Genomic DNA, 25,265 nt, shown 5'->3' with positions numbered 1-25,265 from the left:
ATCACCCGCTCGAGGGCACGGAAAAGATCACGATCCGGGTTCGACGCACGGAGAATTGTGCGTTTGACGTGGGGCGATAGCCCTTTGCTGTGGTCAGGATGCGCGACACCATCGCTGGTGTTGGCCGCGTTCGTTGAGCCGGGCCGTAGGTATGCGCTATCCTGAGACCTGTCTTCGTATGACATTTGGCCTCTGGGTTTGGGGGCCGACGGTTTCAGAGAGTTCGCACCTCGTCTGAATCCGCTTCAAAGCTCTCGGTCACATAGTGGCCGGGGGCTTTTGAAGTTTCTGGGCCCGCGGAGTTGTGTTCAGTTGTTGGTTGTCAGTGGATAGACATTTCCCCGTTGATACCCGGGGGGTTACGCGATCTCGCGAAGCTCCTCGTCTGTGGTCGTCTGGTCGGTGAACTCGGGCTTGTTCGGCACGAGAAGCTCCGCGAGGTCGCGTTGAACCTTCTCCGCCACCACCTTGGTCAGCCACGCGCTCCGGTCTTCGGCACCGCACTTACACCGCTCGTCGTTTCGCGGGCAAGTGCACCCGCGCAACTTGTCGATCTCGGCCTCGACGTTGGAGTGGAGGCGAAACACGACCCGTTCGGTTGTGTACTCTTTCCCCTTCGGTCCAGGCTTTGCCATGTCGCGATCCTTCCATGCTTGTCCCCAGTGCGGAAGCCAACACGCGGCATCTTTGTCACCTGGATTACAACGCATTTTCGCGCGCACCGCAAACTCCGGCTCGCAATTACACCGAATTATTTTGGCGGCGACCCGGATTCAGCCTGGTCGATCTTGCAGATGCGGATGATGTGGAGTCGCTCGCCAGCGGGGCCTGGGTATCGCCGGGAGGTGATGCTGACGGGCTGCCACCCTGTTTCGGTGTGGGCGCGGATGCGCGCCTGGGTGATGATTTCCCCGTGCTGGTCGTGCCCGGGAAGGTCGGGCGCCAGGATCGTGGTGGTGCGGGCGAGTTCTCGTTGGTCGTCGGGATGGATGAGCTCGATGTCGCCTTCACGCAGCCAATCCACCCAGCTGGGCGCCTTGGTGACCCACAATGCGATGATCGCGCGGTCGGAGTCGGGCGGGAAGGCCAGCAGCGCGGCAGCCGGGGCGTCAGGGTCGGGTTCGGCGGTGAGGCCGAGGGTTTCGAGCGGCCCGATCTCTGGCGGGGAGACGTCGGTGATGTCGTGGGTGAGCGCGCGCATCCCGGAGTGCTCGTCGTCGCGTGTGCGGGCGGCGATTTGCCAGCACATGAGGTGGCCGCGGTCATGGAGCACGGTGATGGTGGCGTCGAAAGTGTGCCCGGCGACCGGCTTCGTCGCGATCTGGATCAGCTCGGGCGCCTTGTCGAAACGCACCACTTTCCGGAAGAACTCGCCTGGGCTGCGCACACGCTTGAAGCCGTCTGCGTCGTCGGTCGACATCATCCAGGACTCGAGTTGCTGTTGGACCTGCAGCTCGCCGGAGTTCCATCGGATTGCTGCCGCCGGCCGGGGTGGTGTGCTCGGTTCGGTTTCACCGACCCAGACGTGGATTCCATAGACGTCGCCGTCGACTCCGACGATCGGAATCGCCTCAACGAGGCGGGGTCCTTTGGCGCCGGTGATGGTCTGGGAGATCGGGGTGGCGTGGCGACGGACCTGGATGAGCAGGTCGAGCAGGTCGACGCCTTCGTCGCGCTTGAATCGCCGGATCCCCGACCATTCTCGGTGGTCGCCTTCCTTGGCGACGATGCTCATCGGTGCGGTCGGTAGGTCGAGAGATTCAACGAGATACCAGGTCATCATCGTCTCCCGTGTGGTCTGCGTGGTCAGGATCGGTAGGTCGCCGTCAGGGTGTATCCGGCCGGTCGCAGGGTTCCGCGCTCGACCATGCTGAGTTCGTTTGCGCTGGTGGAGAGGTCGAAACAGTTCAGTATGCGCGCCAGCAGCAGCAGTGATTCGTGTTGGGCGAACGACATGCCGATGCAGCTGCGCGGGCCGGTGCCCCAGGGTTTGAAGAAGCGTTCGGCGGCTTCACCGCGCCGGTCGGCAAAGCGGGTGGGGTCGAACTGCTCGGCGCGCTCGCCCCATACCTGGGGGTCGCGTTGGGCGGCCAGCGACAGCACGAACACCGCGCGCCCGGCGGGGATCTTGAATCCACCGAGATCCTGGTCGGTACGTGCGAGGCGGAAGTAGCCGGGGACCGGGGGGTGTAGGCGCAGGACCTCGTTGAGCAGTTGGCGGAGTCCACGCAGGCCCGCGACGGCGCGGTAGTCGAGGCTACCGGCCGCGGTGACCTCTTGGCGGAGCGCGTGCTGCAGCTCGTGGTCGCGGGCGAGGTAGAACAGGGTGGATTCCAGTAGCGCGGCGGTGGTCTCGTGGCCGGCGGCGAGGAAGGTCAGGACCTGGTCGACGACATTGTGGTCGGGCAGGAACTCGCCGGTTTCGGGGTCGGGGGAGTGCAGCATCGCGGCGAGCAGGTCGTCGTGGTCGGTGCCGGCGGCCCGGCGTTCGGCGAGCATCTGGTCGACGTAGCCGCGTAGCACCTTGATGTCGCGGGCGGCCTGGCCGTCACGTAGCCGGTTGCGCACCGCGCCGAGGAGGGGCAGCTCGTTGGTCGATTCGCTCGCCCAGCGCAGGATCGAGCCGAGGGCGGCGACGAACGCGGTGGCATCGGGCTCGCCACCGGTCTCGGGCCCGAGGAGGCCGAGATGTCGGGAGAATCCGGCGCGCCCGATGACTTCCAGTGTTGCTCGGGTCATGGCGTCGTGGACGTCGACGGTGCTGCGTTTGGTCCAGTCGGTGATCAGGTCGTCGGCCACGGTCTGCATGGATGCGTGGTAGATGCGCATGGAGGCCGCGGTGAAGGCGGGGTCCATGATCCGGCGGGCCTGCGCCCACAGGGGATCGCTGGTCCTGGCAGTGAACAGTCCGCTGGGTGCCAGGCGGCGCAGGGCGGCGCCGGGGCCGACGAGGGCGCGGGCCCAGTTGTTCTCGTCGGAGCACTGCATGGCAAGGCGGGCGCCGGAGACGACGACGAGGGTCTCGCCGAGGATCTTGCGCCCGAAGATCGGGCCGAGGGTGCGGGAGAGTTCGAGTTCGTGTTGGGTCGGCGTTTTCCGGTCGACGCTGGTGACGTCTCCGAGAAACGGTATTCGGCCCGGCGCGTGCGGCAGTTCGTCGATCGATCGTGTCGCCATGGGATCACCCTACTGACGCAGGTCAGTCCAAAGGCCCTGGCCACAGCCACACGGCCTCGCGCAGTGCGGCGCGAGGTGAGGTTGCCGGGGATTCGGAGCCACGACTGGACCGACAACTCGAGGTGATCAGCGCGGGTCCATGTGGCAAGCCGACGAAGTCGGCGCGGCAGCCTCGGTGCGGAGGCCGCAGCGCCCCGAACGATCCGCTCAGTTGATTGGGTTCCGCTGCTCGTGCTGGGCCTGCAGCTCGGCATCTCTGAATCGCACGTAGGCGATGTGCCTGGCCTCGTCGTCGGGATGGTGGGCGCCGTGCTCGGCCAGCCAGCGCTGCCAGCTCTCCAGCGCGGCCGATGTCGGGGCGTCGATCTCGGCCAGCTCGCGGGCCAGGGCCAGCGCCCGGTCGAGTGCGTCGATCAGGTTGCCCACGGCGCGGGCTGCCTGGCCGGTTTCGGCGTGGGTCGGGCTTGCCGTCAGCGCGAGGCGGAAGGTCTCCGGCAGCTCGTCGTCGGTGAGTTTCCAGAGCTGCCCGGTCAGCTGGCGGCGGCGCGTCATCTTCGTGCGGGCATCGGGGGTGTCCTGGTAGTAGTCCACGTTCACTCCAGTCGGTCCGAGAAGCCGTCGATTGATCGCCGGAGTCTAGAACGACCCCGTCGGTGCTCCTCCGCTCAGGAACGGGGTGCAGTGACCGCCGTGATTAGGCGGCTTCGAGATGTCCTACCTAATCAAGATCATCCGGTCAGTGCTTCGGATCGGGTTGGGCTCGATGTGTTCACCCCGCTGCCGTGGCCGAAGCAAATGCCCTGGCCACGGCGTTACGGCGGGATCTATAGCCTGCGGCTGTAAGGCGATTGCCAAAGCCGATAACGATATGGTTAACTGCGAGAGCGCTGGGTGGCTGATCCCCTGGCCGTGTCGACAAGTCCAGATCGATGAGTGCAGCTACCGAGGCTATTTCGGGAGTGTGGCTCGTCGTATCGGTATGAACGCCACGGGGTAACCATGTCAGCCACAAGCGAATTCACGGGCCGTTCGGCCCCACCACGAACCCTTCCACGCCACCTGAGCCCTGCTCGTGTGGTGCCTGTCGTCGTGCCCGCTCGGTGGGGTTCGACGCGAAGCGGGCCGCGTGGCCGGCCCGAGGAAGTGGCGGGCATCGACCGGCGGGGGCGCCGGGGCTGAGATGGGGGATCGGGGGGAAATCGCAGGGGAGTCATCGTTCGTAGCGGCGCCGACGGCGCTGGCGAACGGGCAATCGGATCGTCGGACAGTGAGCAGGGGAACAATGAATCTTGTACTCGCACAACGGGATTGTTGGATGCCAACATCTGTTGTACCTGCCCGTTCGCGCGCTTGGAGCGGACGAACGGCGGGGTTGGAGGGACTTCGGGGAGCTCGGTCAGGCCTTCGCGCCGGCGGGGCGGCGGTGCGCGCGCTGCCACGCGGCGTCTATGACGTCGACCTCGACGTCATAGAGCTTGGCGAGGGCGATGGCGAGGTCCTTACCGATCGCACGGTTGCCGCGCTCGATCCGGCCGTAGGTCTGGGTGGTGATGCCCAGCTGCGTGGCCACGCCGGTCTGAAACATCCCGGCGAGCCATCGCAGGTCCGCCAGCGTGCGCTTCTCGGGCGCGACGACGACGAGCACGTCCATCGGCACGTTCAGTTCGTCGGCGACCGCTTTGAGCAGGGTGGCGTGCGGTGCACGCAACCTCGACTCCCAGTTGTAGATCGCCGTGGGCGAGACGCCGGTGAGTCGCGCGAGATCGGCGATCTCGATCTCGGGCAGGCCCGCTGCGTGGCGCAGCGTTCCCTCCTCGGCCAAGCGCTCTCGACGGAGGCGGTCCGGATCGAATCCGCGTCCGACACTGCGGCTCACGGCAGCGCGTCCGGGGTCGGGGTCACGACGAGTCATGCAAGCAGGTTACTAGCGCGGAGTCACAGAAGGTGGTTGTATGGTTTGAACGTAACGTGTAATTGATTGCGAGGTGTCCCCCCACTGTTGGAGCAGCGGGGAGACGCAGAACTCGGCGGTTGGCGCCGCCACAGATTGAGTCCTGATTTTTTTTGAGTGCAGAGAGAAGGTCCCTGCTGTGTCCACAGTAGCGGCAGTCCTACCGCGTTGCCGCAGGCAGACGCGCCCGTCACGCTGGCGATCCGCCGCGTCACGGGTCCTTCCGATGCGGGCCGCGAACTGCGGCTGCGCACCCCTTGGCCGTTCGGCCGACGTCGCCGCGCTCGTCGCGGCGTGCGAGCACGTACTCGGCGAGCTGGCCACATCCTGCGTTGTCGTCGCCATGTTCACCGACGGCGTGTTGTCGTGCGTGGCGAGCCTGACCCCCAGTGGCGCAAGCGAACTGGATGAGCTGCGCGATCTGGTCGTGCGGCAACAGCCCGACGACGTGGCGGTCGTGGCGATCGCACCGGTGCGTGAGGCTTCGGCGATCTGGGAAGCCGCCGAGACCGTGTGCACCGTGCTCGCCACGACGGTCGTGGTCACCGCGACCGTTTACACCCACACCTCCGACCCCGGATCCCCGGTGGTCGATCTGAGTTCCACGAGGAGGCAATCGTGAAAAAGACCCGTTCGACGCTGCGCACCGCCGCGGCCGCCACGGTCCCGTTGGTGGCCATCGTGGTCGGCGCGGGCATGACCCACGCCGCGCCCGGCCAGCCCGGTCTCGCCGCGCCTGGCGACGGCGCCGGTCAGCCCGGCCTGAGCACCCCGCCACCGCCTGCTCCGCGCTCGGTGGCGCCGAACCCGTTGGCGGCGCTGCCGGAACCGGAAACCCTGCCGGTGCCCGCGCGCCCGCAGCCCTACTACCAGCAGCCCGCCCCGGCGCCGTACTACAGCCAGCCCGCTCCCCAGCAGCAGACCTACGTTCAGCCGCAGGTGACCGAGCAGTTCTTCGACGATGAGACCGCCGAGCAGGCCGATGTCGAGTCGGCGGCGCCCGAGGTGGTCGTGCCGGTCGAGCCGGTGCGTCCGGACACGTTCCGGTTCGGCTCGACCAGGGTCGACGTGCCCGAGTGGCTGGACCCGGAGATGGTCCGCAAGGCCCAGGCCTACGAAGAGTGGGCGACGTGGTGGATCGCTGCGGGTTACGACCAGCTCGGTGTTCCACGCGATGAGGCCGACCGGCGTGCGGCGAGCACCGTCGTCGGCGCGGTGGTCGGCGCCGGTGTCGGCGCGGCGGTACTGACCCCGATCCCCGCGGTGCTCGGCTGCGCGGTCGGTGTGCCGGTCGGCGCGGCGATCGGCGCCGCTGCCGCAGGTTTCGCGACCGGCGGCGTGCTGGCCGGTCCCGGCGCGCTGGCCGGTGCCGGTGCGGGTTGCGCTGCCGGTGGGCTGGCCTTGGGCGGTTCGGCGGCGCTGCTGGGCGCCGGTGGTGGCGCGCTGCTGGGTGGCTTGGCCGGTGGTGCGTTGGGTGACCGGATCGACCCGACTCCGCCCGCGCAGGAGCTGCCGAGCATCGATGCGCCGGTGGTGCAGGTGCCGCAGGTGCAGCCGCCGGTGCTGGCGCTGCCGTCGGTCGAACTGCCCCGCGTCGAGCTCCCGGTCGTGCCGTTGCCGCAGCTGCCGCCCGTGCCGGTCCCGCCGATCGCGGTCCTGACCGTGGAGGAAGTGGTCGGGCAGGCGCAGGTCTTCACCGCCGAGGTGGTCGAGCAGGCGACCGTCGCCGCACCGCAAGCTCAGCAGGTGGTGGCTCAGGCCGCCGCCGGCAACGAGGTCGTCGGCCAGGCCGTCACCTCGCTGCGCGGTGCGCTCGAGCAGCTGCCGACATTGCCTCCCGAGGCGGCGCCCGCTCCGTTCGTCGACGCGGTCAACGGCCTGCTCGGCGCCGGTGCCACGGTGCTGGCTCCGGTGGCCTGAGGCAGGAGATCACGATGACCGACCAGCACACCGACAACGAGGACAACGCCGAAGTCGTGGCGTTCGAGCCGCCGTCTGGACGTGGCCCGGACCAGCACGACGCCGACGAGCGCAGCTGGACCAGCTGGTTCGGTGATCCCGAAGACCAGACCCTCCCGAGCGAGGTGGTCATCGTCGACGACAACGATGACCCCGAACGCGACGAGCTGGAGGGACTGGAGGTCGAGCCTGCGGCAGAACCGAAACCGGTTCTGCCGCAAGGCGACGATCCCTTTGCCGCGCTGGCTGCTGATTCCAAGCGCCGCGCGGTGGCGCGGCGCCGCCGATCGATTGTGGTGCGCACCGCAGGTGCGACGAGTGTGCTCGGCATCCTCGCTGCGGTCACCGCCGGTGCCGTCGTGGCCTTCACCGGCCCCGACGACACCGGCGCCGCGCACCCACCGACCACGGTGGCGCCGCCTTCAACGTCGTCGGCCGCAGCGGTCGCCGAACCGGTGTGGTGCGAGCCGATCACCACCGACGCGTTGGTGGTGAGTTCCGGTCCGGGCGACGAGTTCTCGGGAGTCGGGATCATCTTGTGGCAGCAGCACCAGTGGTACGTCGAGCGCGACGCCGACGCGGTCCGCGCCGCGATGACCCCTAACGCGGTGGCCGCCCCGGTGGAGTCGACCCGCGACGCCATCGCGGCGGTGCCTGCGGGCACCCGCCACTGCGTCACGCTCACCCCAGCGGGCACCGACCGGTGGTCGGTGCAGATCGAGGAACGTCGCCGCGATGGCACGAGCGCGCGGTGGGCTCAGTTCGTCACCACCACGGTCGTCGCCGGCAAGGCTCGCATCACCCAGGTCATCACCGCGGGCGGTGGTGGCCAGTGACCGAGTTGCAGGTCGATCTGGACCAGATCGAGCGCTCCGCACCGGATCCCGAGCTGGCTGCCTTGCTCGATCCCACCGACGGGCCCAGCCCCACCGGGATGCCGGGCACGGACGGGCGCCTGGTGCGCACCGTGGTCCCGGCCGCCGTCGTGGTCGGGACCTCCGGCGGGTCGGGGACCACGACGACGGCGTGGGGACTGGCCGCGGCGGTCGCCGAGCGCGGTCTGGACGCGGTGGCCGTCGACGCGACGCCGTTCGGCAACGATCTGGCCGAACGAGGCTGCGACCTGGCCGCCCCGATCAGCACCCTGCAGCGCTGGCTCGACGACCCGGCGCCGGGGTTGCCCTCGCGTATGCGGGCGTTCACCGGGGAATCGTCTACCGGTGCACGGATTCTGGACCGCAGCGCCGACCCGCTGCCGCGGTGGGAGACCTTCGTCTCGGCGCACCGGCACCTCGGTGACGCCGGGATGACGCCGGTCTATGACGGTGGCGGCTCGCTGAGGAGCCGCCTCATCGGTCCGCTGCTGGCCGATCCGCGCATCGGCCTGGTGGTGACGGTGGCTGCCCGCGCGGACGCGGTGGCGCGGCTGCGGCCCGCGATGACCTGGCTCGACGAGCAGTACTCGACTTTCGCGGTGAGTCAGGTCGTGATCGCGGTGACCCGCCAGAGTCCGACCGCGCCGGACGCGGCCGCGCTGCTGACGCGCGGTCTCGGGCCGTGGCTGCGCGCGGTGGTCGACATCCCCTACGACGCTCATCTGGCCACCGGCACCAAGATCATCTGGGATGAACTCGCGCCGGACACTCAACAGGCCTACCAGCGGTTGCTGGCCGAACTGCAATGACTCACAACGAAAGTCGGGAGGAACACACGGTGACCAGGGTGATCACGAGAGCGGCGGCCGCCGCGGTCGCGGCGGTCGCGACCGCGGCGACGGTGTCGGTGGCCGGTACCGCCCCAGCGGGTGCGCAAGGTACCGACTGCCCTGCGGTGTATGCGCTGGGTGTGCAGGGCACCGGCGAATCGTCACCGGATGCCTCGCGCACCACCGATACCGGCATGCTGTCGTCGGTGTTCATGCCGCTGCTGGCCCAGGCCGAGGCGGCGGGTGTGCGGATCGAGCGTGAGTACATCCCGTACGAGGCCGCGTTCGGCGGCGCCGTACCGGGTGGGTCGGTGCCCTACGAGGACTCGGTGAACGGGGCGATCGGGGCCCTCAACACCAGGATCGGCGAGATCGCCCAGCAGTGCCCGGCAAGCGGAGTCGCGTTGGTCGGCTACAGCCAGGGTGCCAACGCCGTGGCCAACACCGCCAAGGCGATCGGCGCCGGAACCGGCCCGATCGATCCCGACCAGGTCGTCGCCGTCGCGCTGATGGGCGATCCGACGCGCGCCGCGAACTCCGGCCCGTTCCCCGGCGACCCGAACCGCACCTCCCCGGCCACGGTGCCGGGAACTTCGGGTGAGGCGGTGTCCGCGCTCGAGCAGCTGATGGCGACCACGGTCACCGGCAGCGGATCCGGGATCGGCCCGACCTCCCAGCGATCCGGCTCCTACGGCCGGATCGCCGGCCGTGTCGCTTCGCTGTGCTCACCGGGTGATCTGGCCTGCGATGCCCCCGACAACGCCGCGCTGCTGCGGGCGGTGGCCAACGTGGCCGGCCAGTCCGAGCTCGGCGGTGACCCGATTCGTGCGATCTCCTCGATCGCCGAGTCGTTGGCGATGACCACGATCAAGACCGCGACCAAGGTCGTCAACGAGGACATCTCCGGCAATTCGCTGGCCACGCTGAGCCTGAACCCGAAGAAGTCGTTGTCGGAGCGGGTGGCCGAGGCATCGGACCCGAGCGCGCCGTTCGATCCCGCCCAGGCGCTGCAAGCACTGTTCAAGGTCGGCGGCATCGCGCTCAACGCCGTGGTGGCGGTGGCGCGAACGGTGCTGACCCCGGCCAACATCGCCGAGGTCGCCGCCGCGGGCATGTCGAATCCGGCGGCGGGCTTGGCGATCGCGGGCGGCAAGCTGCTCGGCGCGGTCACCCAACTGGTCCCACCGGTCACCGTGAACCGCCTGGTGAACCAGACCTTCCAGGCCGTGGTCGACAACGTCCAGGACAACTCCGACCTGCTCGATGTGAGCACCTGGGTGAAGTATTCCCAGACGATCACCAGCCACGGCTCCTACGGCAACGCCCCAGTGACCATGAACGGCTCTCCTGCAACTAAATTCGTCGCCAACTGGATCACCGCGGCCGCGCAAGACGTCGCCGACGGAGGGGGGATATCGGTGACGTCCACGCACACGCCGAGGGACTTGGTGCCCACGACCGTGCCCAGTACGGCCACGCCGACGACGCGCAAGCCCTCGGCAACGATCCTTCCGTCCACCAGTTCGGTGTATCCGACCACCCAGAACTGACCAGTTGCGGTGGCGGGCACCAGAACTCGGCCCGCCACCGCAACCGTCACTCGACCCCAGGAGTTTCCGATGTTGACATCGAACAACGGTGGTGACCGTCTGTGAGCGCAGCCCTCGTTCTGCCCGATGAGTCCGAATCCGACGACGGCGAATACGCCGCCCGGACAGCGCGATCGAGGGCATTCGGCTCGGTGCTCGCGCCCGAGCCCTGGGAGTGCGCACCGGTCTGGGACGGCCCGGTTCCCGGGTCGGGTCGCCGCCCGGCGGGGTGGTTGCTCGGTGCGCACGGTGGTGCCGGGGTCTCAACGCTGGCGCAGATGATGGCCCCGCTCGGCGACTGCCATCGCCGTTGGCCTCTCGGCCGTGGCGGCGAGTCGCCGCTGGTGGTGATCGTGGTTCGCGAGACGATTCCTGGTCTGGTGCAGGCACATTCGCTGCTGCGTCAGTACCACTGCGGTATGGCCGGTCCCGGAGCGCGGTTGCTCGGGATGATCTCGGTCGCCAACCGGCCTGGTCGTTCCTCGCGCTCGATCCGCCGCTACCTGGATCTGGTGCAGCAGCTGGTCCCTGAGCAGGGGCGATGGCAACTCGACTGGCAAGACGAGTGGCCTCAGACCAAGATCACCGAGTTGCCGACATGGCAACCACGCTCCCAGGCGCCGGAAAAAGGCACCGATCCCTTGCGGGCGATTCGTCCGTTGGCCGAAGAGCTGTTCACCGTCATCAGATCCGAATTCGACATCATCAAGGAAGGCACACCCCGATGAGCATGATGCTTACCCTCCTCGCTGAGCACTCGCACCTGGCCCAGGTCGAGATCAACCCCGTAGCCCCTCCCGGCAGCGACAAATGGCTGTGGCTGGCAGGCATCATCAAGTGGTTCTGCATCCTGGCCGGGGTCCTGGGTATCTGTGTCGCCGGTGCATTGTTCGCGTGGGAGAAGTGGAGCACCGGCGCCGTTGAAGCGCCCAAGAAGCTCGTCGGCGGGATGGTCGGCGGCGTCATCGTCGCCACGTCGAGCGCGCTTATCGGCGCGGCAACGGGCGTCTGACGATGTTCCTGCTTGCCGCAGAGATGCCCGCCGAAGTCTCTGAGCCGCTCGAGTTGCTGCTCGGCTGGTTTCTGTGGCTGGTCACCCTCGGCCTCGCGGTCGTGCTGATGTACCGCGGCGCGGTCCTCTGGAACGCGTGGAGACGAGCGAGTGATTTCTCCGAGATCAGCACGGAGCTCGTGCTGCCGGTCGTGGGGACGATCATCGCCACCACCGCGGCCGCCGTCGCGGCCGCGCTGCTCACCGGCGCCTAGCGACACGCTCACCCTCCCTGACGAAAGGAACGACGATGCCTGGATTCGGACGCCTCACCCGCGCTGCGGTCCTCGCCGCCGCCATCGCGATCAGCGCCACGGCGTGTGGCGGCGGCACCGACACCAACAGCAGCAGCAGCGACCCCGCTGATCCGGATCTCACCGCAGTGCCTGCCGGTCTGCGGTGGGAACTGTTCCAGGGAGTGAAACTGCCTGCCGGAAAAGACGGACCGAGGACCACCGAGGCCGCCGCACTCGGATTCAGCCGGACCCCCCAGGGTGCGGCCCTGGCCGCGATCAACCACTCCACGAGGGTCACGATCGCTCCGGACTCCAAGTGGGGCGCGATCGCCGGAGCCAGCCTTGTCCCGGGTCCGGGCAAGGACTGGTTCGTCTCGAACCGGGCTCTGGTCTCGATCACCGCGTCGGCCGACGCCGAGAAGCCGCGCATACAGGGCTACTCGATCACCTCCTACAGCCCGGCCGAGGCTGACGTGCTGATCTTCTCGGCCTACAGCGACGGCAGCGTCGGCCAGAACGCCGTCCACGTGACGTGGATGGCCGAGGACTGGCGGCTGCGTCTGCCCGATCCCGCCGACAAGACACCCACCGTCACCTCCATCGCGGCGATCCCCGCCGATGCCGTCCAGCTCGGGAGCGCCTAGATGATGAAGAAGTCCGACCGCGCCGACTCCTCGGACGGAAAAGAGGGTGTGGGGCTGCCGATGCAGTTGAGCATCGGGCTCATCGCCCTAGTGCTCATCGGCGGCGCGATCGCCGGCATCTCGATGTTCAACCGCGACGACGCCGCCCAGCCCGACGACACAGGTTCGGTCACCACGAGCGCGTCCTCGGGAGAGGCAGCCTCCGGCTTCGGCCCTCCCGACGTCGACGTGTTCGGCCGACGCATCGATGTGCCCAACAACGAGTTCGGCGAGCCGCTGCCCCAGGTCGAGGCCCAACGCCGCGCCGAGGATCCTGATTGGCTCACCGCCGCTCCGGCCGGGACACAGGAACGCGGTGGGTGGCAGCGCGTCACCGGCGCTGTGGTCCCGTTCTCGACCTCCGACGGCCCGACAGCAATCGTTGACGGCGTCCCGGTCGGATGGGCACACACACCACAGGGCTGTGCTCTCGCTGCGGCCTGGGTTATTTGGGAAGTCAACGCCCGCCCCGGCGATCGCACGATCAGAGAGCGTGCGCTCGTGTCGACACCAGCAGACCTTGCGCAGTTTGACCGCGATCGGGCCGCTGGAAAGATCCCGGACCGGGCACCTCTGGCAGCGACCCGGTGGATGCTGGCCTTTGACGCGTTCCAGATCAAGACATTCTCCGCCGATCTGTGCGTCGTCGGGCTCGCCTCTCGGGCCGAAGATTCCAACAACGGCGCCGCGCGATGGATTGGCACCGGTGTGTCCATGGTGTGGGACGGTTCAGCCTGGCGACTCCGTGTCCCAGCCGGAGGCAATCCGCCTAAAGATTCGTTGAGTTCCCTCGCAGGGTGGACGCCGTGGTAGCCGCAAGGAGCATCGTTCTCCGGTGCCTGGTGGCACTCATCGCCGTCGTCATCGGTGTCCTAAGCACAGCAGGCCCCGCAGTCGCGCAGACCGGTGACACTGGCGGCGGAACCTACGGATTCAACGACACCTGTGAGCAACTCGATGGCATCGGTCTCGGGCCGGTCAGCATCGGAGACGTTCTGTCGACTGCATGCAAGGTGGGAAACGCGGCGACGCATCCGGGTCAGGCTGTCGAGGCCATCAAGGACAAGGCGTGGGATTCGACGTTCGGCAAGATCGTCGAAACGTTGATGAGCGGGCTGGGTCAGGCGCTGGTCATTTCGGTCACGTGGTGGACCCGAATCCCGAACAGCGCCTTGGAGAACTCGGCCGACCTGTTCATCAAGGTCCGCGAGTACACCGATGAGATCCAGATATATGCGTTGGTCGCCTCGATCATCCTCGGTGCCTGGAGGATCGGTTCGGCCCGCATGCGCGCCGCTGCGGATGAAACGCGTGAGATGACGAGCACTCTCGCGCGAACCATCTTCGCCACCTGGATGTTCGCCGCGGTAGTCGTTCTCGGAACGCGCGCCGGCGATGCATTCGCCGACTGGGTGATTATCAAGTCGACCGACGGCAACGCGAAAGGCATTGCCGAAGCGATGTTCAAGTCCGGTGCGCTGCTGACGTTCTCACCCGGCCTGATTTTCATCATCTCCGCCATCGGCATGATCGGCGCCTTGGCGCAAGCGGTGTTCATGGTGATTCGGCAGGCACTACTGGTTCTGGTTGTCGCGGTGTTCCCGACGGTTGCCGCGTTGTCGGGATCGAAGATGGGCAAGCAGAGCTTCGAGCGGTTGGCGGCTTGGGCGTTGGCGTTCTTGTTGTACAAGCCCGTCGCGGCCATCGTGTACATGATCGCGTTCACCACGTTCTCCGAGTCCCGTGACCTCAGTGCCGGTGAGGGCACGATCGATGCCGCGGGTGCGCAGCGGGCGCTGGTCGCACTAGTGCTGATGTGTTCGGCGGCGCTGGTTCTTCCGGCATTACTGAAACTGGTCACCCCGATCAGCGGGTTCGCGACCGGAGCCTCCGGCGCGGCTGTCGCTGGCGGTGTCCTCGGCGGCGGCGCGATGGCGGTCGGCCTGGGATCCAAGATGGCCTCTGGCGCGGTGAACACCGGCAGCAGCGGATCGGTCAATTCCCCCGGGGGCGGTGGTCCACGCCCCTCGGGCGCGATGAACACCGGATCGAGCGGAGGCGGGGGACCTCGGCCTCCTGGCGGCTCGCCGGGAGGCGGCGGCGGTGGCAGTGCCGCGGCGATGGGCAGCAAGGGCGCTGCAGCAGGTGGTCCCTACGGTGCGGCGGCGATGGCCGCAGCCAAGACAGTGGGCGCCGGTGTGCGTGCCGGGCAGGCGGCGGTGAACAACGCCGCGGCCCAGCCCCCCAGCGGGGGAGCGCCACCTCCAGGAGCGAGCGGCGGCGGGTCGAACCCACCGCGTAACTCCGGCGGTACGAGCGGTTGGACGGTGAATCGATGACCAAGCCTGCCTCATTCGAGGAACGCCGCATGTACGGCCTGTGGACGCGGCCTCGGAATCCGGGCCTGTTCGGATTCAGCTGGATGGCGTCGATCGCGGCGCTGGTCGTCATCGTGGTCGCGTTGTTGGCCTCTGCCGTCGCCGACCTCACCACCGCCCTGGTCATCTTCGTCGTCGGCGCGATCGTGGTCGTCCCGCTCGGCTATGAGCACAACGGCAAAAACGGTTACGAAAGAGGGATTTTGATGTTCCAGTGGTTCCGGGGAGTGATGGCCAAGGAGAACATCTACCGCGCCGGGGTGTTCTCCGCGCACGGCAGCTGCAAGCAGCCGGGCCTGATGGCCCAGACCAAGCTCTACAGCGGCGTCGACTTCGCGGGCAACGAGTTCGGCATGATCCACATGCCGAAGACGAACATGTACACGGTCGCGGTGCGCTGCTTCCCTCAAGGCGCGCAAGCCTCCGATCAGGCCCGGGTCGACGCGTGGGTCGGTGCCTGGTCGAAATTCATGGCCACCTTGGGGGCCGCACCCGATGTCGTGGCGATCGTCCCGGTCATCGACACCATTCCCGAGACCGGCAACCGGCTCAAGGCCGAGGTCGACTACCTCGTTCACGACAACGCTCCGCCCCTGGCCAAAGCGATGATGTTCGAGCTGGGAAACGAGCTGCCTTCTGAGAAGGTGCACATGGAAACGTGGCTGTCGATCACCTTCCGCGCGACCACTCCTGCCCGCAGACGCGATCCCGCCGAGCAGGCCACCGAAATCGGACGCCGACTGCCCGGCATTCTCAACGGCCTGGCCGATGCTGGTGTCCGCGCGATCCCGATGAAGTCCGAACAGATCATCGCCTGCACGCGACGAGCGTGGGATCCGGCCACCGAGCCAGATTTCGAGGAGGCGAAGATGCTCGGCCAGCCCCACGGCGTTTCCTGGGACGAAGCGGGTCCGATCGGCGACGTGGAGAAATCGGACCGGCTTTTCCACGATGGCGTGGTCTCGGTGACTTGGGAGATGGAGCAGGCACCTGAGAGCGCGGTCGATGAAAAGGTCCTCAAGCGGTTGATCGAGCCGAACCCGGATCTTCCGCGCAAGCGCGTCGCTATCGTCTACCGGCCTCACAAGCCTGCCGAGGCGGTCGACATCGTCGACACCGACTTCAAGAACGCCACCGCCGCCGAGCAGACCGAACGCGGAGTGGGTTCGGCGGCCGCCACGATCAAGGTCGGCGCCACCCAACAGGCCCGTCAGGAACAGGCTCAAGGCCACGGGGTGACCAGGTTCGGCATCTTGATCACGGTGACCGCACACAAGGACGCCGACGATCCATCGCTGGAGGCGATCACCAAAGATCTGTCGACCCAGGCCCGTTTGAAGATCCGCCGCTCGCACTACTACCAGGCCGCCGCGTTCGCCGCAGGGATGGGCTTCGGGGTCGTGTTGCCGGAGATGGCGAGCGTTCCGAAGGAGCTGAGCTGATGACCGACCTCGATGATCGGCCGACCGAGCAGCTCGCCGAACAGGGATTCGGCCAGAAGCTGCTCAGCGCCGCCGAACGCCGTGGTCTCGAGGACCGCGCGGCCAACGGCGGCCTGTGGTCCGCGGCGTGGGCGAAGTTCCGACTCAACATCGACGACAACCGCCGACGCACCAAGAACGCGACCCAGCGCGAGAAGGAATCTGGTGGCGGTTTCGAGGGCATGCCGCGCCCGAAGATCACAGCATCAGGGGCGGTCGGTGCCGGCGGCGGGCGCCAGCGCGCGATCGGGTGCCCGGCGGAGTACCGCGGAACCACCGCGCAGGTTGCGGGATTGTGGCCGTGGTCGGTAGGTGCGGCGACACCGATGATCGGTACTCCGCTCGGCACCCATCTCGAGACCGGCCAGCCGGTGTGCTTCGACTTGTTGAACTGGTTCAAGCGCGCCGGGCTGATCACCGCCCCGTCGCTGTTCATTCTGGCGCTCAACGGATTCGGCAAATCCTCGCTGGTGCGACGGCTGATCCTGGGCGGCCTGGCCAACAACATCACCCCGCTGGTCTTGGCCGATGTGAAGCCGGACTACCGCTCGACGATCGAGGCCTGCGGTGGCCAGGTCATCGACGTCGGCTACGGCCACGGCCAGATCAACCCCCTCGACGGCGGGGTCATGGCCGAGGCGATCACCATGCTCCTCAAGGCCGGGCGCGACAAAGAAGCCCATGGCCTCACGACCGCTCTGCGGGCCCGCCAGACCAACCTCGTGAGCGGCCTGCTGGAAGTGGCGCGCGGCGACCGCATGCGCGACTTCGAGGAAACGCTAATCTCGACCGCGCTGCGCCACCTCTACACCCCGGTCGATCAGGGAGGTAGCGGGTACACCTGGCTGAACCCGCCGATCCTCGAGGACCTCGCCGAGCTGATCGACACCGGCGGGCCGGAGTTCATGCTCGATGCCGCCGCCGTCGATGCCCTGGACTACGCGCGCGCGACCACTGAGCTGCGGCGATCGTTGCGCGCTCTGGTCAAGGGCAACTTCGGTGCGGTGTTCAACGGGCAGTCCACGACGAAGATCACGATGGACTCCAACGGTCTGTGCATCGACGTCTCCCATATCGGTCAGTCCGACCGCAAGCTCAAGGGCGCGGTCATGCTGACGACGTGGAACGCGGGGTTCTCCGCAGTCGAGGCGCACAACACCCTGGCCGAGGCCGGGTTGACCAAGCAGCGCTACTTCCAGATCGTGATGGACGAGCTGTGGCATGTGCTGAGCCTGGGCGACTTCATGGTCGATCGCGTCGACGAACTCACCCGCCTGCAGCGTGAGTGGGCCGCCGCGCTGATCATGATCAGCCACTCGATCCGCGACCTGCGTTCACGCACCGGCGACGCGGTCAACCGCGCCATCGGCTTCCTCGAACGTTCCCGCGTCAAGATCTTCGGTGCCCTTCCCCGAGAAGAACTCGAACAGCTCTCCGGCATCACCGGTTTCACCGAGACCGAGAAACAGAACATCACCAGCTGGTCGGCGCCAGCGGCCATGACCGGAGAACCGCCGCGCGAGGGCGAACCGCTGCCGCTGCCACCAGGAGTGGGCAAGTGGATCCTCAAGACCACCGAAGACTCCACCCCCGGGACACCATTCGTCGTGGTGTTCACCCGCGCTGAGATCGAGGCGGGGATTCACAACACGTCCAAGAGGTTCGACAGCTTCGGCACCCAGGCCTCCTCGACCACCACCGACCTGATCCCAGAACTGGAGCGGCTGTGATCTCTGAGCGACGTTACGGAGCCGTCTCCGACGAGATGCGCGAACGTGCGGTCGGCCACGTCCGCAAGTTGCGAACGGACTCCCCGGCGATGTCGAGGACCGAGGCCTGCCGGATCGCGGCCCAAGAGGTCGGGGTGCACTTCAATTCCGTGCGCAACTGGCTCGCCGAGGCCGACAGCAAGCTCCCGGCCGCCAACGTCTCCGACCTGCAGGCCCAACTGCAGCGCACCGTCGAGGCACTCGAACTCTCGCGCGAGCTCAACCGCGAGCTGGCCGCGCGCCTCGACGAGCTGAGTACCCGCCCGGAGCATCGGTGAACAGCACCGCCCGCGCGGGCGCCGCGCTGGTGGCCGCGGTCGTGGCGATGGCCATGATCTTGGTGGTCATCGCGGGCAGCGAGGAGGAGCAAGCGTGCCTGCCGACGACCACACAGCGCGGGTCCAGCCTGGAGGCCACCGACGGCAAAGCCATGCCGATGGCACCGGGAACATTCTCTCTGACCAGTGGTTTCGGGCCGAGGTGGGGAGCTGAGCATCAGGGCCAGGACTTCGGTGCCGCCCCGAAGGTGCCGATCTACGCGGTCGCCGACGGACTGGTCGTGCAGGCCGGTCCCGCGAGCGGATTCGGCATCTGGGTGGTGATCGACCACAACTTCGGTGGCGAGGTCGTCTCCTCGGTCTACGGTCACATGTTCGCCGAGGACCTTCTCGTCTCGGCGGGCGACACCGTGAGTGCCGGTCAACCGATCGCCGCGGTCGGCTACAACGGCGAAGTGCTGCCTCCCGGCCCCGGCGGTGCCCACCTGCACCTCGAGATCTGGACCGGCGGTGGCCGTTTCGGCGGCGGTTCCCCGATCGACCCGATGCCGTGGCTGGAAGGCGCCGAAACCGACTCGGCGAGCCCTGACTCCTCACCAGTTCCGGCACCGCCGACGACCGCCGCACCCGGTGACTCCGCCGTCGCTGGGGCGGGCACCGAGCTGGCGGCCATGCCCGCCTCGATCGGCAGCGAAGCCGGTCTGCAGGTCGACTCGATCCGGGTGGCGCGCACCATCGTTCAGGCATTCCCGCAGGTTCAGACGATCGGTGGCCAGCGTGCTGATCCGCTGCCGGATCACCCCAGCGGTCGCGCGATCGACATCATGATCCCCGATCCCAGCTCCGGTGAGGGCAAGGCCCTCGGCGATCAGATCACGCAATTCCTGCTGGCCAACGCGGGCCCGTTGCAGATCGACTACCTGATCTGGCGACAGACCTACTACCCCGCGACCGGCGAACCGAACCTGATGGAAGACCGGGGTGGCTTCACCGTCAACCACATGGATCACGTGCACGTGACGACCGTCGGTGGCGGCTATCCCGACGGGTCGCCCATTGAGGGATCGGCGACCAACCCGCCTGCGACAGGATCGACCCCCTGCGGGCCCGACGTGGGTGAGTCCGACTTGGCACCCGGTCACGTGCCCGCCGACCTCGAACACTGGTACCGGCAGGCCGGGGCCATCTGCCCGGAGATCTCCTCCTCCCTGCTGGCCGCCCAGGGCCAGCAGGAGTCGGGGTTCCGGCGCGGGTTGACCTCGCCGTCTGGCGCCCAAGGCCTCGCGCAGTTCCTGCCCGACACCGCGACCTCGCTGGCCTCCGACGGCCAGCCCTACGTCATCGATGCCGACGGCTCCGGCACCGCGAGTGTGTGGGACGACGGCGACGCGATCATCGGTCAGGGCCGCTACATGTGCGACATCGCCGCGAAGGTGTCGGGCTGGATCAGCGAGGGCAAGGTCTCCGGCGACGTGACCACCCTGACCCTGGCCGGATACAACGCCGGGGAGGGCGCGGTGCTGCGTTCAGGCGGATTCCCTACCGGCGCTGCCGATTACGAGACCCAGACCAAGCCCTACGTTGCCAACATCCTGGCCATGGCGGCGCAAATGTCCGAGACGATGAGCTGAGGACCGTGACCATGAACCGATCACTCCGTTGGCCCCTGGCCGCAGTCCTCGTGCTGGCCCTGGTGGTGCTCGCCGTCGTGCTGATCATCGGCCGCGACACCGCCGAGCTGCCGAGCGAACCGGCGCACCCGCCGGGTGACGCGCACACCCACATCGAGGGGCCGACGCCGGAGAACTCCGGTGCCGCGACCACCGCGCAGATGGCGTTGAGCGCGATGTTCTCCTGGCAACCGGCCGTCGACGACAGTCCCGGCACCGCCCTGAGCCGCGCGATGCCCTGGCTCACCGGCGAACTCGCCGAGGCCGCGGCCGCCGGCCCGGCGACCGGTGTGCGGCCGCTGGCCGAGTGGGACGGGTGGCGCCGCAGCGGCGACATCGTTACCGCGATCGTCGACGCCGACCAGCCCAAGACCACGGCCGACGAGACGGTGCTCGCGGCGACGGTGCGCCAGATCGTGCTCCACCGCGACGGATCCCAAACGCCCTACCAGCGCATGGATGTCACCGCGACCGTGGTGAAGACCCCGCAGGGGTGGCGGTTGGCGAGCTACCAGGTCAACACCGGCAACTAACGAACGTACTGATCGAACACAACGAAGGGGAGATAGACGATGGCGACCACGACCAAGGGCACCAAGGCCAAGTCCGGCAAGGCCAAGCGCATGACCGAGGCCGAGGAATGGGAGTTCGTCAAGGGCAAAGTCCGTGACAACGCCGCAGAACTCAAGGCGATGACCCGGCCGAAGGAACTGCTCGACTGGGCCAAGTCCAACGGCCTCGACACGGGGTGGCTGTTCAAGAAGTTCAAGGCCGAGCTCCGCAAGCAGCTCTACCTCGACTACGACGAGCTGCGCGCGACCGCGCTCGAGAAGGCGAAGCAGGAGATCGCCGAGCACGCCGCCGCGGGGCCGCTGATCACGTTGTGGTCCGCCGGTGACGCCGAGGTCGACTCCTACGCGATCTGCGCTGAGAACGGAGATGTGGCCTGGTACAACACGTTCTACGACGACGACAAGGTCGATGATCAGACCAGCGCGGACATCGCCGCCGCGCAGAAGGCGATCTGGTTGGCAGGCAAGGTCCGCGAGGAAGTCGGTGCCGATGCCGCACGGTTGGCGTTGACGGTGTCCAACCACGAGGTCCAGGCCGCTGATCCGAAGCTGGCCACCGCAGCGGTCAAAGCGCACCTGGTCGTCGAGATCGAGATCAGCGACGACGTCAATCCCGCCCTCGAGTGGTGCCAGACGCCGGGTTTCCAGCGCTGGCAGGAGTTCCGGTTGACCGACGCGATCACCGACGAGACCGGAAACGAGGTCGAGGACTGATGCCCCGCGTCGGTGCGAAAGAGCCTACGGCCCATCTCGGTTCATTCTGGTTGTGGGTCGGTGGCGCAGCCGTGGTCTTGTCGCTGGTTGTGGGCGTCGTGTCCTCGGCCGCATTGCGGATCGCCGGCGGCCAGGACGTTCCGGGTAATCCCTTCCAGGTCGTACTCGAGCTCATTACCGGGCGGCTGCGCTGGTCGGGCGGGGCCACCGTCGCCACGATCGGGATGCTGCTGGTGGTCGTGGCCACCTCCGTCGCGATAGTGCGGCCGTTGCTGGCGCGGCGCGGGCACCGCACGCGAGTCGACGACATTGCCAAGTACATGGGCACGTTGCGCGATGTCGAGTCTCTGACCGAGGCTGGATGCACCGGGATCGCCCGCAAGCTCGGCGTGCGACTCGGCGAGGGCGGCGCCCCGGGAATCCCGCTGGGCACCCACATCCCGTCCGGAGCTCCGCTGTACGCCTCCTACGAGGATGTCATCGTCGACATCTGGGGACCGCGCACGGGAAAGACCACCTCCCGCGTGATCCCCGCGATTCTGTCCGCGATCGGCCCGGTGCTGGCCACCTCGAACAAACGCGACGTGGTCGACGCGACCCGGTGGGTCCGCGAACAGCAGACCGGAGTTCCTGTGCGGATCTTCGATCCGCAGAACATCACCGGGGAGAAGCCGACCTGGTATTGGAACCCGCTGTCCAAGATCAGCAACGAGGTCAATTCCGCGGCGTTGGCGGCCCGGTTCGCCGACGGCCAGGACGGTCGAGCCGCTAAGGCGGACGCGTTCTTCGAGCCCGAGGGCCAAGACCTGCTGGGCGGGTTGTTTCTGGCCGCCGCTATCGGAAAGCGGCCGATCACCATCGTCTACGAGTGGGCCTCGGACTACAACGACAAAACCTCGATCAAGATCCTGCAGAACCACGGTGGGTTCCCCCAAGTCGCCAAGGGTCTCATCAGCCAATACAACGCCGCCGAGAAGCAGAAGTCCGGCGTGTTCGCGACCGCGCGAAAGATGGCGGTGTGCCTCAAGATGACCCATATCCAGGCGTGGGTGACCGACGACGGCACCGACCGTGAGCACTTCGACGTCGATGCGTTCGTCCGTTCGCGCGGCACGCTCTACCCCATGTCGCGCGAAGGCGAGGGCAGCGCGAGCCCGATCATCGCGGCCCTGGTGGAATCGGTCACCAACGCCGCCGTCGACTACGCCTCGACCCAGCCCGGCGGCCGGTTGGCCGTGCCGCTGCTGGCCGCGCTCGACGAGGCGGCCAACGTGGTGCCCTGGCGCGATCTGCCCAAGCTCTACAGCCACTTCGGCAGCCGCGGCATCAACGTGATGACCGTGCTGCAGTCCTGGTCACAAGGTGTCGAGGTGTGGGGTCCAGACGGCATGCGCAAGCTGTTCAGCGCAGCGAACGTGAAGGGCTACGGCGGCGGTGTCGCACTCGACGACGGCGAGTTCCTGACCAATCTCTCCTCGGCGATCGGCGAGCACTGGGCCTTGCAGACCTCGGTGTCGCTGGGCAGCCACACCAGCGCCAATCGCAGCGTGGTCGAACGCCGCATGCTCAAGGAGGCCGACCTGGAAGCGCTTCCTCGCGGCCGCGCGATCATTCGGTCCTCCGGTAACCGGCCGGTGCTGATCAAGCCTGCGCCCTGGTACGAGGGCCCGTTCGCGGACGCGGTCAATGCCTCGATCCGCAAGTCCGAACAACGCACCGCCGAACTCATCGCCGCCGCTTCGGTCACCTTGGAGAAGGGCGAAGCGGCGTGATCGACACCAGCGACATCGACGACGATTTCGACGATGATCTAGATGATGATGATCTAGATGATGAGGACGAGGCGCCCGAGCTGCATTTCGCCACGGTGGATCTGTTCGTGGAGTGGGTGGCCGGAGTCCATGCGCGCGACATCATGGGCAACACCGACCAGTTCCGGTGGTGCCCAGAGTGGTGGCGCCACGCCGAGGCCGTAACCGCCTTCGAGGCTCTCTGGCGGGCGTGGGAACACCACCGGCAGAACCCCGGCCCCGGGATGGCGAGTTGGTGGGTCCAGATCTTCTGGCCCGCGATGGACCGTCTTCTGCAGATCAAGGGCACCTTCGAGCACTGCCGCGACGCCAAACACAACACCGATCCGGAGATCGCCGCGACCATGGCCTCGCTGCCGCTCGTCGCTCCGCCTCCGGGGTTGTTCGACAACCCGGAAACGGTGAGCGACACCGACACCGACACCGATGACGACGACGACACCGTCGTCGATCTGGACGAGGACGAGAGCGAGCCTTACGACGATGTCTGATCAAGAAGAAATGAGCCGCGACACCGGCGCCCTGGTCCGGGCCGCGTTGCAGGCCAGCCTGTTCCTCGGCGAGCACATGGCCCGCATGATCGAGGCGAAGCGGCAGACTTCTCTCGCGCAGCGCACCGAGCTGCAGAAGCAGACCGCTGCCCGCCTGGCCGCCGACCAGCGCGCCGCCGAGTCGTTCCTGAAACTCACCACGACCGATGCCTGGTGGAACACCGCGGGGCGTCCCGCGATCGCCGATGCCTGGTTCACCGCGGTGTCGTGGCAGGACCAGTCCGAGGTCGCCCGCGAGGCCATGGAGAACCTGGCCGAACGCATCCGCAACCAGTACGGCATCGACCCGTCCTCCCACATCCTGACCACCGGCATCGGCGAGACCGTCCCGCTGACCGAGCAGATGCTCGCCGAGGCGGCCTGGCGCCAGCAGCGCCGTCAACGCGACGACTCGACCACGCTGGGCGCACTCGAGTTGGCCGCGATCCGCGAAGGCCTCGACAGAGAGGCGCTCTACACCTTCGTGGTCCTGCATGAGCAAGCCAGCACCGAGCTCAACCGGCTCGCCAACGCCGCCGAGGACGGGTCGTTCCCGCTCGACAAGCAGCAGGAATCGATTGCCGAGCAACAGACTGCATTGGCGGCCGCCGAGAACGCCCTGCACGGGCTGGGCCGGATCGGGGAGCAGTGGTTGCGTGAGTTCGACCGCGACCAGGACGGTGCCTACGCGCGCGTGCTCGTCGCCGAATCCGCCGAGGACCGCGCGAAGATGTGGGACATCGGCCGCCGCCTCGCCGCCGTGCGGGCGAACAACGCCGAGGTCGGCGACATCGGCACGGACAACGATCAGATCCTGGCCCTGCACGCCGAGATGGCCGCCGTCGGCGACGCCGGCGTGCGGTGGCTGGCCAGCCACCGCACCAGCATCACCTCCGCCGACCCGGAATTCGACCGCAGCTTGGCCTGGATGGTCGCCAACCCGCAGGTCGAGCAAGCAGGACTCGACCGGATGCGTGATCAGCTGACCTCGGCGATGATCGGAGCGGAAAACACCGACGGCGCCCGCCCGGCCGATCCCGGTCTCGTCGCGCAGATGCGCCAGGCCTTCCACTGGTACCGCGACAACGACCAGGAGAAGGCGAACGCGATCCGCCGGCACATGACCCATCTCAAGGACACCAAGGCGCCGGTGGAGGAGCGCGAGACGCTCTATCAACGCTGGATCTCGCAGTGGAAGACCGACACCTCGAAACAGAAGACGGCGGGCAAGGCACCGAAAACCGAGCGCGGCCCGAAGCGCGAGCAACGGCCCAAGGGCCCGTCGCTCAACCCGGCCGAGGCGCGCTACAGCGACGCCGAGCTGCGTGCCGCGATGGACTACTACCGCAAACACGATCCTGAGCAGATGCGCAAGTGGCTGTGGAAGATGGACAACATGCCACCGGAGAAGACCAAGTTCGGCCGGATCTCGGTGGAGAACGAAATGGTCGAGCGCTGGCGCCGCGACGCCCACGACACTCCGGAACGCCGCGCGATCCTCGAGGAACAACTCGAAGCGGCCAATGTTCCTGAGGACGCGAAGCGCGCCCGGATGGCGGCCGATGCCGCCAGCGCCCACCCCCCTCGCGAATCAACCCGGCCGGACGTCACGGTCCCACCGACCGTGGTGCCGCCCACCCCGTCGGTCGGGATCAACCCGCAAGACTTCGACCTCGGGGCATAGGAGCGAGACGAAGACGGCCTTTCGAAT

The 25,265-nt window shown here is 67.6% G+C and carries 25 protein-coding genes; 20 read left to right on the top strand and 5 right to left on the bottom strand.

The annotated features are described in order from the left end of the window. Positions 1–359: 359 nt before the first annotated feature. The 5 genes from ACFVVM_RS32950 to ACFVVM_RS32930 form a co-directional block, all read right to left on the bottom strand. The gene (locus tag ACFVVM_RS32950; protein ID WP_387626335.1) at positions 360–635 is read right to left on the bottom strand and encodes a hypothetical protein; all 276 of its coding nucleotides are present in this window, start codon (positions 633–635) and stop codon (positions 360–362) included. A gap of 116 nt (positions 636–751) precedes the next feature. Continuing rightward, a complete protein-coding gene (locus ACFVVM_RS32945) occupies positions 752–1,780 on the bottom strand; it encodes a GAF domain-containing protein (protein WP_387626333.1) in 1,029 nt (342 codons plus the stop codon). Positions 1,781–1,806: 26 nt separating this feature from the next. After that, positions 1,807–3,177: a cytochrome P450 gene (locus tag ACFVVM_RS32940; RefSeq protein WP_387626331.1), complete on the bottom strand. Its 1,371-nt coding sequence runs from the start codon at positions 3,175–3,177 to the stop codon at positions 1,807–1,809. Between the two features lie 207 nt (positions 3,178–3,384). Continuing rightward, positions 3,385–3,768, bottom strand: coding sequence for a hypothetical protein (locus ACFVVM_RS32935; protein ID WP_387626329.1), 384 nt, complete (start codon positions 3,766–3,768; stop codon positions 3,385–3,387). A gap of 805 nt (positions 3,769–4,573) precedes the next feature. Next, complete coding sequence (locus ACFVVM_RS32930) at positions 4,574–5,089, bottom strand: helix-turn-helix domain-containing protein (protein ID WP_387626327.1); 516 nt, start codon at positions 5,087–5,089, stop codon at positions 4,574–4,576. Positions 5,090–5,354: 265 nt separating this feature from the next. Between ACFVVM_RS32930 and ACFVVM_RS32925 the strand changes: the two genes are divergently transcribed. From ACFVVM_RS32925 to ACFVVM_RS32830, 20 genes are all read left to right on the top strand, one after another. Next, positions 5,355–5,750, top strand: a complete 396-nt coding sequence (locus ACFVVM_RS32925; protein WP_387626325.1) for a hypothetical protein — start codon at positions 5,355–5,357, stop codon at positions 5,748–5,750. Further along, positions 5,747–7,048 (top strand): hypothetical protein, encoded by a 1,302-nt coding sequence (locus ACFVVM_RS32920; RefSeq protein WP_387626323.1) that lies wholly within the window; start codon positions 5,747–5,749, stop codon positions 7,046–7,048. The genes ACFVVM_RS32925 and ACFVVM_RS32920 overlap by 4 nt, the downstream gene beginning before the upstream one ends. A gap of 14 nt (positions 7,049–7,062) precedes the next feature. Beyond that, positions 7,063–7,923 (top strand): hypothetical protein, encoded by an 861-nt coding sequence (locus ACFVVM_RS32915; RefSeq protein ID WP_387626321.1) that lies wholly within the window; start codon positions 7,063–7,065, stop codon positions 7,921–7,923. Further along, on the top strand, positions 7,920–8,771 hold the full coding sequence (locus ACFVVM_RS32910; protein ID WP_387626319.1) for a hypothetical protein: 852 nt from the start codon (positions 7,920–7,922) through the stop codon (positions 8,769–8,771). The genes ACFVVM_RS32915 and ACFVVM_RS32910 overlap by 4 nt, the downstream gene beginning before the upstream one ends. A 29-nt stretch (positions 8,772–8,800) precedes the next feature. Continuing rightward, the gene (locus tag ACFVVM_RS32905; protein WP_387626317.1) at positions 8,801–10,342 is read left to right on the top strand and encodes a cutinase family protein; all 1,542 of its coding nucleotides are present in this window, start codon (positions 8,801–8,803) and stop codon (positions 10,340–10,342) included. 101 nt (positions 10,343–10,443) lie between these two features. Next, complete coding sequence (locus ACFVVM_RS32900) at positions 10,444–11,109, top strand: hypothetical protein (protein ID WP_387626315.1); 666 nt, start codon at positions 10,444–10,446, stop codon at positions 11,107–11,109. Further along, positions 11,106–11,393 carry a hypothetical protein gene (locus tag ACFVVM_RS32895; RefSeq protein ID WP_387626313.1) on the top strand — a complete coding sequence of 96 codons (288 nt, stop codon included), beginning with the start codon at positions 11,106–11,108 and terminating at the stop codon, positions 11,391–11,393. Before ACFVVM_RS32900 ends, ACFVVM_RS32895 begins: the two co-directional genes overlap by 4 nt. Positions 11,394–11,395: 2 nt before the next feature. Further along, entirely contained in the window at positions 11,396–11,647 is a 252-nt protein-coding gene (locus tag ACFVVM_RS32890; protein WP_387626311.1) for a hypothetical protein, read from the top strand. Positions 11,648–11,682: 35 nt separating this feature from the next. Next, positions 11,683–12,312, top strand: a complete 630-nt coding sequence (locus ACFVVM_RS32885) for a hypothetical protein (protein ID WP_387626309.1) — start codon at positions 11,683–11,685, stop codon at positions 12,310–12,312. After that, the gene (locus tag ACFVVM_RS32880) at positions 12,313–13,164 is read left to right on the top strand and encodes a hypothetical protein (RefSeq protein WP_387626307.1); all 852 of its coding nucleotides are present in this window, start codon (positions 12,313–12,315) and stop codon (positions 13,162–13,164) included. Between the two features lie 29 nt (positions 13,165–13,193). Further along, complete coding sequence (locus ACFVVM_RS32875) at positions 13,194–14,690, top strand: hypothetical protein (protein WP_387626305.1); 1,497 nt, start codon at positions 13,194–13,196, stop codon at positions 14,688–14,690. After that, positions 14,687–16,171, top strand: a complete 1,485-nt coding sequence (locus tag ACFVVM_RS32870; RefSeq protein ID WP_387626303.1) for an SCO6880 family protein — start codon at positions 14,687–14,689, stop codon at positions 16,169–16,171. Before ACFVVM_RS32875 ends, ACFVVM_RS32870 begins: the two co-directional genes overlap by 4 nt. Beyond that, positions 16,171–17,940 carry a hypothetical protein gene (locus ACFVVM_RS32865; RefSeq protein ID WP_387626301.1) on the top strand — a complete coding sequence of 590 codons (1,770 nt, stop codon included), beginning with the start codon at positions 16,171–16,173 and terminating at the stop codon, positions 17,938–17,940. Before ACFVVM_RS32870 ends, ACFVVM_RS32865 begins: the two co-directional genes overlap by 1 nt. After that, a complete protein-coding gene (locus ACFVVM_RS32860) occupies positions 17,937–18,257 on the top strand; it encodes a hypothetical protein (RefSeq protein WP_387626299.1) in 321 nt (106 codons plus the stop codon). Before ACFVVM_RS32865 ends, ACFVVM_RS32860 begins: the two co-directional genes overlap by 4 nt. Next, positions 18,254–19,888: a peptidoglycan DD-metalloendopeptidase family protein gene (locus tag ACFVVM_RS32855; protein ID WP_387626297.1), complete on the top strand. Its 1,635-nt coding sequence runs from the start codon at positions 18,254–18,256 to the stop codon at positions 19,886–19,888. Before ACFVVM_RS32860 ends, ACFVVM_RS32855 begins: the two co-directional genes overlap by 4 nt. Positions 19,889–19,899: 11 nt before the next feature. Further along, entirely contained in the window at positions 19,900–20,460 is a 561-nt protein-coding gene (locus tag ACFVVM_RS32850; protein WP_387626295.1) for a hypothetical protein, read from the top strand. A 39-nt stretch (positions 20,461–20,499) separates the two neighbouring features. Continuing rightward, positions 20,500–21,213 (top strand): hypothetical protein, encoded by a 714-nt coding sequence (locus ACFVVM_RS32845; protein WP_387626293.1) that lies wholly within the window; start codon positions 20,500–20,502, stop codon positions 21,211–21,213. A 71-nt stretch (positions 21,214–21,284) separates the two neighbouring features. Continuing rightward, positions 21,285–22,985 (top strand): type IV secretory system conjugative DNA transfer family protein, encoded by a 1,701-nt coding sequence (locus tag ACFVVM_RS32840; protein WP_387626291.1) that lies wholly within the window; start codon positions 21,285–21,287, stop codon positions 22,983–22,985. Then, positions 22,982–23,515, top strand: a complete 534-nt coding sequence (locus ACFVVM_RS32835) for a DUF4913 domain-containing protein (protein WP_387626289.1) — start codon at positions 22,982–22,984, stop codon at positions 23,513–23,515. Before ACFVVM_RS32840 ends, ACFVVM_RS32835 begins: the two co-directional genes overlap by 4 nt. Beyond that, positions 23,508–25,238 carry a hypothetical protein gene (locus tag ACFVVM_RS32830; protein ID WP_387626287.1) on the top strand — a complete coding sequence of 577 codons (1,731 nt, stop codon included), beginning with the start codon at positions 23,508–23,510 and terminating at the stop codon, positions 25,236–25,238. The genes ACFVVM_RS32835 and ACFVVM_RS32830 overlap by 8 nt, the downstream gene beginning before the upstream one ends. Positions 25,239–25,265: the final 27 nt, after the last annotated feature.

The sequence above is a fragment of the Nocardia sp. NPDC058176 genome, assembly GCF_042883805.1.
In the GTDB taxonomy this organism is placed as follows: domain Bacteria; phylum Actinomycetota; class Actinomycetes; order Mycobacteriales; family Mycobacteriaceae; genus Nocardia.
This window is presented reverse-complemented; position numbering and strand designations above follow the sequence as displayed.